The organism is Gammaproteobacteria bacterium (assembly GCA_029862005.1).
Taxonomy (GTDB): Bacteria; Pseudomonadota; Gammaproteobacteria.
Genome location: JAOTYD010000052.1, coordinates 1 through 11967, shown reverse-complemented (window position 1 = coordinate 11967; position 11967 = coordinate 1). Strand labels below are relative to the sequence as shown.

The window sequence follows — 11967 nt, the reverse complement described above, 5'->3', positions numbered from 1 at the left end:
CGCATCTTTAGCAGCTGCGACAAATCGGTGTCCTGATCCAGCTTGAGCTTGCCGGCGGAACGGCTGACTTGTTGTTGCTCGGCAGCGACCGCGGGCAGGTCATACCCCAGTAATGCCAGCGACAGTAATAGAATCCCGATTGTTTTCATCGTCTTTTCTTAATGGTTGTAATGTTTACGTCTTTTATTGTGGTAGCCACCATGGCTGTGGCTATGCCGGCGATGACGCTTGTAGTGGTGCTGATAATGACCGTAGTGATGACCGTTGTGCCGGTGATGACTGTAGTGACCGTGATGCAACAGCGCCCCCAAAGCAATAAAAGCAACCGCCGGGCCCACAATGCTGTGGTTGTGATGGGCCTTTGCCGGAGCACTGGCCAGCGCCAATGCGAGCGCGCTGCCCGCCGCGATCAAGCCAAGTTTGTTTCGTGTCAAGTTAACCATTACTATCTCCCGTTGTACCTGGTAACGCCGCCAATTTAGCGCGTCTTGTCTTAATCCAGGCTGAACCAGAAATATTTATTTGAATTTGTTACAAAAATTATTCCACGGCCTATGAATAGTCTTCGACTGGGGTCTGCAAGCTTTACGCCGTCAAAGGTCGTTTGTATCGGGCGAAATTACCTCGAACACATTCGGGAACTGGGCAACGAAACCCCGGATACGATGGTGATTTTCAACAAGCCCAACTCTTCGATTTCGCACACGCTGCGGGCAACGCATGACGAGCCGCTGCACTACGAAGGCGAAATCTGTTTCATGGTACGCGCCGGAAAATTGCATGCGGTCGGATTCGGCCTTGATTTAACCCGGCGCGAATTGCAGTCAAGACTGAAAGCAAAGGGTTTACCCTGGGAACGGGCCAAGGCCTTCGATGGTGCCGCCTGTTTTAGCGATTTTGTTCTACTTGACGGTATCGAAATCGAGAGCCTGTCCCTGCAGCTCGAGATTAATGGTGAACTGCGTCAGGATGGCGGTTACGAGTTGATGTTGCACAAGCCCGGGCAGGTCCTGCTTGACATCCAGCAATTCATGACACTCGAAGACGATGACATTATCATGACCGGCACCCCGAAAGGCGTCGGCCAGGTGACTGCCGGGGACCACTTCGTTGGCCGCATCAAATCCGGGGACGAGGTACTGATCAGCCGGGAATGGCTGGCCGAGTGACGGGCAAAAAAAAGCCGGAACAAATCCGGCCTTTCTTTAACTTTACATCGAATACTTACAGCGCCTTGATCTGGGTATTGAGACGGCTCTTGTGGCGCGCGGCCTTGTTGTGGCTGATCAGGCCGTGCGTGGCTGAACTATCCAGGATCGGCACTACCTTTTTGTAAGCTTCTTCAGCGGCTTTTTTATCGGCAGCAGTAATTGCGGCGACCGTTGCCTTGAGTTGCGTCCGCATCATCGAGCGACGGCTGGCATTAGCCTTGCGGCGCCTTTCGGCCTGACTGGCACGCTTACGTGCGGATGCTGAATTTGCCAAGGTTGACTCCTGGTATCGGGCTTAAAAAAGAGGCGCGCATTATCTGCACTGCTCCCTAAGCTGTCAACCCGAAATGAATGATATAGCGCTACTTTAAATGCTAGAATTCGCCGCTTGCACAGGCCGGAAAAAAATCGAACTAAGTCCCTCAAATGAGCGCGCTGATAAAATCAACTGCCTCGGTAAGCTCGATGACACTGCTGTCCCGCGTTCTGGGGTTGGCCCGTGATATCGTTATCGCTCGGTTTTTTTCCGCCAGTGATGCTGCGGATGCCTTTTTCGTCGCCTTCAAGATTCCCAATTTTCTGCGCCGACTATTTGCCGAGGGCGCGTTTTCGCTGGCCTTCGTGCCGGTCCTGACCGAGTATCGCAGCAACTATACGCCAGCACAGACGCGGGATTTGATCGATCGGGTTGCGGGCACACTCGGCTTTATTCTGTTGTTGTTAAGCGTGCTGGGCATGGCTGCTTCGCCGCTGTTAATCGGGATATTTGCTGCCGGATTCATCGACCAACCCGCCAAGTTCGACCTGACTGCAGACATGCTGCGGCTGACATTTCCCTACATCCTGTTGATATCGATGACCGCGATGGCCGGCGGCATACTCAATACCTGGAAGCACTTCGCGGTACCTGCCTTTACGCCGGTCCTGCTCAATCTCAGCCTGATCGGATGTGCCATGTGGTTAAGCCCTCGTCTCGACGTGCCGATAACGGGGCTTGCCTGGGGCGTTTTACTTGCGGGTATCGCGCAACTTCTGTTTCAGTTACCGTTCCTGTATCGCGAGGGCCTGCTGCCACGACCGAAATGGGGCTGGCGCCACGAAGGCGTACAAAAAATCATCAAACTGATGATCCCGGCGCTGTTCGGATCATCGGTGGCGCAGATCAACCTGCTGTTCGATACCTTTATCGCCTCATTCCTGGTTACCGGAAGTGTCTCCTGGCTCTATTACTCGGATCGCCTGCTCGAGTTTCCGCTAGGCGTGTTCGGTATCGCGCTCGCAACCGTGGTGCTGCCCAACCTGTCCGCGGCACATTACAGTGAAGGAGACAATAGCTTTAATAAGACCCTGACCTGGGCGATACAACTGGCCCTGATCATCGCGGTACCGGCAACTTTCGGCCTGTTCCTGCTGGCCCAACCGATACTGGCGACACTGTTCGAATACGGCGCGTTCCAGACGCATGATTCAATGATGGCGGCCTACAGCCTGATGGCTTACAGCCTTGGCTTGCCGGCATTCATCCTGATCAAGATTCTCGCGAGCGGATTCTACGCCCGCCAGGACACGAAAACACCGGTGCGTATCGGTATCCAGGCGATGATATTCAACATGGTGCTGAATGTTGTTTTCGTCGTCTCGATGCTGCAAGCCGACTTTCTCGCACCGCATGTCGGACTTGCGCTTGCGACCAGCGCCGCGGCCTATTTCAACGCCTTCCGGCTGGCGCGTGAATTACGCCACGAAGCCATCCTGGGCTCACTCAAAACTTTCAGTAAACCCTTGCTTAAAATCCTGTGCGCCTGTATCGCAATGACCGTGGTAATTCAATTTCTGCTCCCGGGCCTGGAACTCTGGAGTGAGTGGCACTGGCATCAACGTCTCATCCAGCTCGCCTGGATGATCCTGCCCGCGATCTTGTGCTACGGCATAATGCTTTGGATAATGGGTTTTCGTCGCCAACATCTCGTCGCCTGATCTTTGATGAAGTTAATACGTGGCCTCTACAATTTGACGCGCCCGCTACCCGCCAGCGCGGTTACCATCGGCAACTTCGATGGGGTGCATCGTGGCCATCAACTCGTCATCAGCCAGTTGAAGCAGGTTGCCGCAAGCGCTTCCCTGCCAACCGTGGTGATTATTTTCGAGCCCCAGCCAATTGAATATTTTGCGCCGGACAAGGCGCCCAAACGCCTGGCACGGTTTCGCGAAAAGATAGCCTACTTGAAGGCACAGCAAATCGATTACCTGCTATGCCTGCACTTCGATCAACAACTCGCCGGACAAAGCGCAGAGGAATTTGTCCAGAAAATCCTGGTCGACAGCCTCAATACCCGGCACCTCGTAATCGGTGATGACTTCCACTTCGGCAAGAATCGACAGGGAAATTTTCAGTTTCTCAAAGACAACAGCGAACGTTTCGGTTTTATGATCGACGAGACCGAAACCCTGATGATCGACGGCGAGCGCGTCAGCAGCACGCGTATCCGCGACAGTATCAACCGGGGTGATTTTGAAAAGGCCGCCGAACTGCTTGGGCGACCCTATTCACTGTCGGGCAGAGTTGCGCATGGACAGAAGCTCGGGCGCGAGCTGGGATACCCGACTATAAATATCAAGATGGGTGATAAAACCCTGATCGTTAAAGGAATATTTGCGGTTAACGTGAAAGGAATAGATAATCGCGTGCTACAGGGCGTGGCCAGCATCGGTACCCGCCCCACGGTTAATGGCGTCGATACTATTCTCGAAGTATATATTCTTGGTTTTGATCAGGACGTATATGGCTATAGCGTCGAGGTCGAGTTTTTGCACAAAATTCGAGAAGAAGAGAAGTTCGATTCCCTCGAGGAATTAAGCACCTGGATCGGGCGCGATACCGAGAAGGCAATTGCTTTCTTTAAACAGAGACAAAAGACAGTTGGCTGACTACAAATCTACATTAAATTTACCCGACACCGAATTCCCGATGCGCGGCAACCTCGCCAATCGCGAACCCGAACGGTTGCAGAAATGGCAGGATCAAAATCTTTACCAGGTGATCCGCGATGCCCGTGTCGGCCGCAAGCGCTATGTCCTGCACGATGGTCCTCCCTATGCCAATGGCGATATCCATATCGGCCACGCGGTCAACAAGATTCTGAAGGACATGATTGTCAAATCACGCACCTTGAATGGTGAAGATGCGCCCTACGTACCCGGCTGGGACTGCCATGGATTGCCAATCGAACACCAGGTGGAAAAAAACCTGGGCAAGGTAGGCGTCAAGGTCGAGGCGGATGAGTTTCGCCAGGCCTGTCGCGACTATGCACTCAAACAGATCGACCAGCAGCGACTCGATTTCATCCGTCTCGGCGTCCTCGGCGACTGGTTCCGGCCATACCTGACAATGAACTTTGATACCGAGGCTAATATCGTGCGCGCGGTCGGCAAGATTATCGAAAACGGGCATGTTGTGCGCGGCGATAAACCGGTTCACTGGTGCATTGACTGTGGTTCGGCGCTCGCCGAGGCCGAGGTTGATTACCGGGACAAAACCTCACCCGCGATCGATGTACGTTTCGCGGTGATCGACGAGACCGCATTTGTCAGCGCGCTGGAAATCGAAAAGGATGGTCCTGGGGAAGGACCGATCTCGGTGCTAATCTGGACCACGACGCCATGGACCCTGCCGGCCAATCTCGCCGTTGCACTGAATCCGACGGAAGAATACGTGCTGCTGCAGGCCGAAACCGACCTCGGCACCGAGCGCCTGTTTCTCGCCGAAGGCCTGATGAAAGAAGCGCTCGCCCGTTACGGGATCGATACGTATAAAACAGTCGCACACGCTAAAGGTGAAGCCCTGGAACGCCATCGCCTGCAACACCCGTTTTACGACCGCGAATCGTTGCTGGTTATTGGTGAGCACGTTACCCTCGAGGCGGGGACCGGGGCAGTGCACACCGCACCAGGGCACGGCCAGGACGACTTTGAGCTCGGCATAAAATATGATCTCGAAATTTACAATCCGGTTGGCGATGATGGCTGCTTCCTTCCCAGTACCGAGATTTTTGCCGGTGAACACGTGTTCAAGGCAAATGACCACATCATCGAAGTGCTAAAGGAAAAAGATGCGCTCATTCATGTGGAAAAATTTCAACACAGCTACCCGCACTGCTGGCGACACAAGTCGCCGATCATCTTTCGCGCCACCCCGCAATGGTTCATCAGCATGGAACAGGCCGGGCTGCGCGACCTGGCCATGGCCGAGATCAAGAAAGTTCGCTGGGTCCCATCCTGGGGCCAGGCTCGCATCGAAAGCATGATCGAAAACCGTCCCGATTGGTGCATCTCGCGACAACGCTACTGGGGCGTGCCGATCCCTTTATTCATGCATCGCGAAACCAACGCGCTGCACCCGCGCACCACCGAGCTGATCGAGGCGGTGGCAAAACGAATCGAGCAAAATGGAATCCAGGCCTGGTTTTCACTCGAGGCGAGCGAATTACTGGGTGACGAGGTTGACGACTACATCAAGCTCGGCGATACCCTCGACGTCTGGTTCGATTCGGGCACTACTCACTACAGCGTCCTGCAGCAGGACGACCGCTTCACTTTTCCCGCCGACATGTACCTCGAGGGCTCGGATCAGCACCGCGGCTGGTTTCACTCGTCGCTGCTGGCTTCCTGCGCGATGCACGGCCAGGCGCCGTATCGCCAGGTGCTGACGCACGGCTTTACCGTTGATGCCAGGGGCATGAAAATGTCAAAGTCGGTCGGCAACGTGATTGCGCCGATCAAGGTCACCAAAACTCTCGGGGCCGATATTCTGCGACTGTGGGTCGCTGCTACCGATTACTCCGGTGAAATGTCGATATCGGACGAAATCCTGAAACGCACGGCAGACTCCTACCGCCGCATCCGCAATACATTGCGCTTCCTGCTGGCCAATACCAACGGTTTCGATCCTGCCCGGGATCTGGTTGACGCCGACGAATTGCTGGCCCTGGATCGGTGGATCGTCGCGGAGACATTTGATCTACAGTCTGCATTGCAAGCACACTACGACGATTATCATTTCCATATCGCGATTCAAAAGATTCATAATTTCTGCTCGGAAACCTTGGGAGGATTCTATCTCGACGTCATCAAGGACCGGCAGTACACCACCCAGGCGAATTCCCTCGCGCGTCGCTCCTGCCAGACCGCGATGTACCACGTCACCGAGGCGATGACCCGCTGGATCGCGCCGGTTTTGAGCTTTACCGCGGATGAAGTCTGGGAAAATATGCCCGGCACGCGGGCGGAACTCGGGGTATTCACCGCCGAGTGGTATGACGGCCTGTTTGCCTACTCTAATCCCGAGGTAGATTCAGCGGTTTGGGACTCACTCGAGCAGGTGCGTGCCGAGGTGACACGCAAACTCGAAGCACTGCGCCAGACGGGGAAGATTGGTTCGAGTCTCGATGCCGAGGTAGAGATTCTCACCGACCAGGCACTGGTTGATCAACTGCAGGTTATCAGTGACGAGTTACGATTTGTCATGATTACGTCTGCCGCGAGCATCTCCGTGCTGGACTCAACAAAGAGCGCGGACGTGGTAACGCTGCGCAACGGTAATCGAATCCTGATCCAGGCCCATCCGAGCGTCCACCCAAAATGCGTGCGTTGCTGGCATCACCGCGAGGAAGTAGGCAGTCACGATAATCATCCGGAACTTTGCGAACGCTGCATCGAGAATGTAGATGGTGATGGTGAGCAGCGTCGCTACGCCTGAGGTTGCTATCCGGTTATGAAAACCGTGTCACCCCAGCTTCGATGGTTATGGGTCAGCCTGGTCGTAGTCATACTCGACCAGGCGGCCAAACAGGTTGCCGAATCGCAGTTAACACCGCACCAGGCGGTTAACCTGTTCCCGTTTTTTGACTGGTACCTGACTTACAACACCGGCGCCGCATTCAGTTTCCTGGCCGATGCCGGGGGCTGGCAACGCTGGTTGTTTACATTGATTGCCATCGTCATCAGTGCGGTTATCGTTCAATGGATCAGGAAACTACCGGCCGAGGATACCCTGACCGCGGCGTCGTTGTGCCTCATTCTCGGCGGTGCGATCGGCAACCTGATTGATCGCGTAATGCTTGGTCACGTTATCGACTACATTCAGGTCTGGCTTGGCTCCTACCCGTTTCCGGCGTTTAATATTGCTGATGCTTCGATCAGCATCGGCGCTGCCCTGTTGATCCTGACCAGTTTCGCCGGCATCGGAAAACCTGAGCACGAGTAGCATGAGCATGATAGAACGTAACAGTCGAGTAACGCTTTTCTATCGAATTGGCCTAACCGACGACCGCGTGCTCGAAGACAACTTCGACGACGAGCCGATGACAGTGGCGCTGGGTCACGGTGAAATGGCCGAAGGACTGGAATTGGCGTTGATCGGGTTGAAGGAAGGTGATGAGCAGACCATTGATATCGGCCCTGATCTCGCTTTTGGCTATATTGACGAAACCCTGTTTCGCTCGATGGCGCGTACCGAATTTGACCCGGACATCGAGCTCGAGAAGGGTTTGATCATCGAGTTTGCCAACGAGGAAGGAGAAACGCTTCCGGGCACGATACTGGACTTTAACGACCACGAAGTACGTGTCGATCTCAATCATCCGCTCGCTGGTCAAACGGTTCGTTACAGCGTTAAAATCGTTGCTGTCGATAACGACCCGGCCGAACCGAAAGTCTTGCACTAATGGAAATTCTGCTAGCCAACCCACGTGGATTCTGCGCCGGGGTAGACCGCGCCATCGAAATTGTCGAGCGCGCGCTGCAGCTATTCGGCGCACCGATCTACGTGCGTCACGAAGTTGTACACAACCGCTATGTCGTCGACGACCTCAAAAGCAAGGGCGCGATATTTGTCGAGGAACTCGACCAGATTCCTGACGATAATTACGTGATCTTCAGCGCTCATGGCGTTTCCAAAGCTGTGCAGCAAGAGGCCAAACGACGTCAGCTCAAGGTCTTTGACGCGACCTGTCCGCTGGTCACCAAGGTACACATGGAGGTCAGTCGCTATAGTCGCAAGGGAATCGAAACCGTGCTGATCGGGCACCGGGGACACCCGGAAGTCGAGGGCACCATGGGCCAGTACGACCATTCAAACGGTGGTGAAATTTACCTGGTTGAATCTGCCGACGACGTGCGTAATCTCAAGGTGCGCGACCAGCAGAAGCTGCGCTTCGTCACGCAAACAACATTATCAAAGGACGACACCGCCATCGTCATAGATTGCCTGTTCGAGACGTTCCCTGAAATCCAGGGGCCGAAGAAGGAAGATATCTGTTATGCCACGCAGAACCGCCAGGATGCGGTCAAGCAGCTCGCCGAAAAATGCGACCTGATACTGGTGGTTGGCTCGCGCAACAGTTCGAACTCGAATCGATTACGTGAAATCGCCGAGAATAAACAGATCGAAGGCTATCTTATCGATAACGAGGACGACATACAGACCGAATGGCTTGAAAACAAATCCTGCATCGGAGTGACGGCAGGAGCGTCCGCACCCGAATTACTGGTGCAGAACGTTATCAGTTTTTTACAGCAGCACGGTGCCGGTAAGGTATCCGCACTCGGGTTCACCGAAGACGTGATTTTCCCGTTGCCAAAACTGTTAAGATAAACGGGTTTGTATCATGAGGAATCCCTGAACCGAATCTTCAAGCGCTGCCCGACCGCCGCCTGCATCGCGTTGCTGGCAGGCTGCAGCCGCTACCGGATTTTTACAAATCCTGGATCAACTTCCGGGAGGCGCGCCAGCAGGCACTGGTCATGGCATCAAGCCACGCGATCGAACCCTGTCTGTTTTCGCCGAAAACCTGGAAGTGATATCCCGGGATTCCGACGTCATTGCGAGAATGAGCGGTGACGAATTCGTCATTTTATTTGCAGATGCCTGTAAGAAAACCGCCAAGTCTATTGTCAGCAGATTTAAAAGCGGGCTGGAACAACGGAAATTGAAGGTAAACCCGGATTACCAGATTGGTTTTTCCCACGGTATCGTAGAATTCTATCCTGACGTACACTCGTCAATCGGCGAACTATTGAATGCCGGGGACGAACTGATGTACGCGCAGAAACACCAGCAGTAAGCTTCGCTGATATTAATCCAGTACCCTTTCGCGCAACAGGAGACATTCGAGATCTGTTGCGTTTTACCGTTCGGCACTTTCAAGCAGCGGTCCAGGCGCCGGAGTATTGACGCCAACAAAATTGCTGCAAATCAACTATATTGACTTACTGTCATGGCATTATTGTCTGTTCAGTAAAACTGAGTAATACCAAACCGGACATGGTTTAGCGGGGGCCTGCCTCGGAGACGCGATGATTGACGTAAAACGCAGTTTGACCAGGATTATTGAAGACCCTCATTTTAGCCGCAGGGAGAGAAATCTTGCTAAGGCATCGCTTCAGCTTATCGAAGAACTCGAGAACAGGGAGGTCTACCACTGGACAGAAATGGCCAGGTTCGCGCTCTTGACCGAGGTACGAAATAAGGTGATCGGTACGCAAGCAGCCACTAAAATTGACAGTTTTCTGAAAAGGCACCGGATCAAAAGATCCTAATCTGCTCGCTTAAAAGAACTTCAGGTAAAGCTCGCACCTGCGGCCCGGCAACAGGGATGGAGACTGAAAATCAACCGATGCATGCCTGGCACACGGACCCAGAATACTCGACGTGTCATAGCCTTCCCGCACCATTCTCAATGGTAAGGCAGCACTCATGCCGTGTTAGCTGACGCGCCTGAACTTGCCGGTTTCGAGGTAATGAATAACCTGGTCGATGACCTTGCGATTTCGCATCATGAAGGTATGGGTCACTTCCATCTCGAGGTGGTCGCGCATACCCTCGAGCTTGGTATTCTCGACCGATACCCGACCATCGTTAGTGCCCGGAATCATGCGCGACATGATGAAGTCGACACTGCGCGTGCCGGCGATGACGCCGAGATCGAAATTTGCATGTCCCAGCTTGTTGGGGACACTGGTAGCGCCGGTGCCAAGTTCGAGCCCGGCGTCACCGTGAATAAAATAAAATCCGGGAAAATCGCGCATCTTGTCAACAACCTCGCTGCCCTTGTTGGGCGGGCCGAGCATGACCACGCGCCCCAGGTTGTCGATGTCGTGGTGCCTCAGGTACTGCCTTACGAGGATACCGCCCATCGAATGCGTCACGAAATGTACCCGGTGCCCCGCTGGGCAGGTCGCCAGTGCCGAGCCGATCGCTTCCGTGGCCAGCGCTTCGATGTTTTTGCGGGTTGATCCGTAACTGACGTTCTGGACCGAGTAACCGTGCTTTTGCAGGGCTTTTTCGAGCTTACGCATCGACCGATCCGTGCGCAGCAGCCCATGCAGGAGGATGACGGTTTCGGCCCGGGACGACATCAAATTACCGGTACAGCGTAGTTACAGGATTTGGTGCTAACCCTCGATCTCATCGGTGTCGTACTGCCCCGACAGCTTGCGGCGCACATGTGACCAGGACATGCCGACAGCCAGCACACCGGTCAGCACGAACAACACCACCCACTGAATTACAACTGAATCATCGAGCGCAAAAAATCCCCACTCGATAAACAGCCAGATCAGGATACCGAAAAACGCTACCGCCAGTGCCGTGCCGATGGGACCGAGCGAACGCCAGGTCGCTCGCAGGAACATGACCCAACCGATTAACAGTAAGATACCGCTCGCCGCCTTGTAAACAGGGGCAATATCCGACTGCAAATATCCTACCCACGAGTAACCACTCGGATTGTAGGTCAGAAACACGAGCGCTAGCGCAAACAGAAAACGTAGGAAGAAACTGCCAATAGTGAAATCGCTGCGGGCCATATCGTCACCGGGGAGCCTGAAAAAAGCGCTATGTTAACAGACTATTTCGCAGCTGCTAATTATTCACTGGAAAGATTATTAATGTTAGTGACGCAGCTACTATCTGGTGTTGGTATTTTCCCAATGCTACTGGTCACCCTGATTCAGCGCCTTGATCTGGGCGCGCCGATCGACTGCCCAGGCGTATTGCTCAGGCCACATGTGATAATCAGGATCGACACCGAGTGCCTCGGCAGCATGTAGCGGCCAGAATGGGTCATACATCAGCTCCCGACCCAGCGCCACCAGGTCGGCTCCACCACTTTGTAGAATTTCTTCGGCCTGGTGTGGATCGATAATGACACCCACCGCCATCGACATGATACCGGCCTCGTCACGCAGCCGACGGGAGAATGGCACCTGGAATCCCGGTCCGCGCGCCGAATCCGCGGTCAGCGGCTTGCCGTTATCGTCACTGCGAAAACGGGGTGCACCGCCGATACCGCCCGAAGAGCAATCGACTACGTCGACACCCACTTCAGCCATGTGTCTGCCAAACACAACAGAGTCCTCGATGGACCAGCCGCCTTCCTTGCCATCGATTGCCGAGATGCGGGCAAACAGCGGCAGGTCATCCGGTATTGCCGCACGCACTGCCGCGGCCACTTCAAGGGGAAAGCGCATGCGTCCCTCGATATCCCCACCATAGGCATCGCTGCGCTCATTACCCAACGGCGACAGAAAGCTGTGCAACAGGTAACCATGCGCCATGTGCAATTCGAGAGTTCGAAATCCGACCGCAACCGCCCTTTTGGCAGCCGCAACGAACGCTGCCTTGACTTCCAGCAAGCCGTCATCGTCGAGCGCGGCCGGAACATGCCAACCTTCAACCACCGGTAGGGGTGACGGCGCT

At 54.4% G+C, this 11967-nt stretch carries 13 protein-coding genes; 8 read left to right on the top strand and 5 right to left on the bottom strand.

Annotated features, from left to right (window positions below; translation table 11 throughout):
* Positions 1-158: 158 nt before the first annotated feature.
* Entirely contained in the window at positions 159-443 is a 285-nt protein-coding gene (locus OES20_17795) for a hypothetical protein (GenBank protein ID MDH3636548.1), read from the bottom strand.
* A 111-nt stretch (positions 444-554) separates the two neighbouring features.
* Between OES20_17795 and OES20_17790 the strand changes: the two genes are divergently transcribed.
* A complete protein-coding gene (locus OES20_17790) occupies positions 555-1169 on the top strand; it encodes a fumarylacetoacetate hydrolase family protein (protein MDH3636547.1) in 615 nt (204 codons plus the stop codon).
* A gap of 55 nt (positions 1170-1224) precedes the next feature.
* Here the strand turns inward: OES20_17790 and rpsT are convergent, their stop codons facing one another.
* Entirely contained in the window at positions 1225-1485 is a 261-nt protein-coding gene (gene rpsT, locus OES20_17785) for a 30S ribosomal protein S20 (protein ID MDH3636546.1), read from the bottom strand.
* Between the two features lie 152 nt (positions 1486-1637).
* Here rpsT and murJ point away from each other — a divergent pair, with 152 nt between their 5' ends.
* The 7 genes from murJ to OES20_17750 all read left to right on the top strand — a co-directional run bounded on the left by murJ (position 1638) and on the right by OES20_17750 (position 9331).
* Positions 1638-3188 carry a murein biosynthesis integral membrane protein MurJ gene (gene murJ / locus OES20_17780; protein ID MDH3636545.1) on the top strand — a complete coding sequence of 517 codons (1551 nt, stop codon included), beginning with the start codon at positions 1638-1640 and terminating at the stop codon, positions 3186-3188.
* Between the two features lie 6 nt (positions 3189-3194).
* Positions 3195-4139 (top strand): bifunctional riboflavin kinase/FAD synthetase, encoded by a 945-nt coding sequence (ribF, locus tag OES20_17775; GenBank protein MDH3636544.1) that lies wholly within the window; start codon positions 3195-3197, stop codon positions 4137-4139.
* A gap of 40 nt (positions 4140-4179) precedes the next feature.
* The gene (ileS, locus tag OES20_17770) at positions 4180-6966 is read left to right on the top strand and encodes an isoleucine--tRNA ligase (GenBank protein ID MDH3636543.1); all 2787 of its coding nucleotides are present in this window, start codon (positions 4180-4182) and stop codon (positions 6964-6966) included.
* Between the two features lie 15 nt (positions 6967-6981).
* Complete coding sequence (gene lspA, locus OES20_17765) at positions 6982-7473, top strand: signal peptidase II (GenBank protein ID MDH3636542.1); 492 nt, start codon at positions 6982-6984, stop codon at positions 7471-7473.
* Between the two features lies 1 nt (position 7474).
* On the top strand, positions 7475-7933 hold the full coding sequence (locus OES20_17760) for an FKBP-type peptidyl-prolyl cis-trans isomerase (GenBank protein MDH3636541.1): 459 nt from the start codon (positions 7475-7477) through the stop codon (positions 7931-7933).
* Positions 7933-8862 (top strand): 4-hydroxy-3-methylbut-2-enyl diphosphate reductase, encoded by a 930-nt coding sequence (gene ispH / locus OES20_17755; GenBank protein MDH3636540.1) that lies wholly within the window; start codon positions 7933-7935, stop codon positions 8860-8862. Before OES20_17760 ends, ispH begins: the two co-directional genes overlap by 1 nt.
* Positions 8863-9037: 175 nt before the next feature.
* Positions 9038-9331: a diguanylate cyclase gene (locus tag OES20_17750; protein ID MDH3636539.1), complete on the top strand. Its 294-nt coding sequence runs from the start codon at positions 9038-9040 to the stop codon at positions 9329-9331.
* Positions 9332-9971: 640 nt separating this feature from the next.
* Here the strand turns inward: OES20_17750 and OES20_17745 are convergent.
* The 3 genes from OES20_17745 to OES20_17735 form a co-directional block, all read right to left on the bottom strand.
* Positions 9972-10625 (bottom strand): alpha/beta fold hydrolase, encoded by a 654-nt coding sequence (locus OES20_17745; protein MDH3636538.1) that lies wholly within the window; start codon positions 10623-10625, stop codon positions 9972-9974.
* A 36-nt stretch (positions 10626-10661) separates the two neighbouring features.
* On the bottom strand, positions 10662-11075 hold the full coding sequence (locus OES20_17740; protein ID MDH3636537.1) for a DUF6524 family protein: 414 nt from the start codon (positions 11073-11075) through the stop codon (positions 10662-10664).
* A gap of 126 nt (positions 11076-11201) precedes the next feature.
* Positions 11202-11948: a hypothetical protein gene (locus OES20_17735; protein MDH3636536.1), complete on the bottom strand. Its 747-nt coding sequence runs from the start codon at positions 11946-11948 to the stop codon at positions 11202-11204.
* Between the last annotated feature and the right edge of the window lie 19 nt (positions 11949-11967).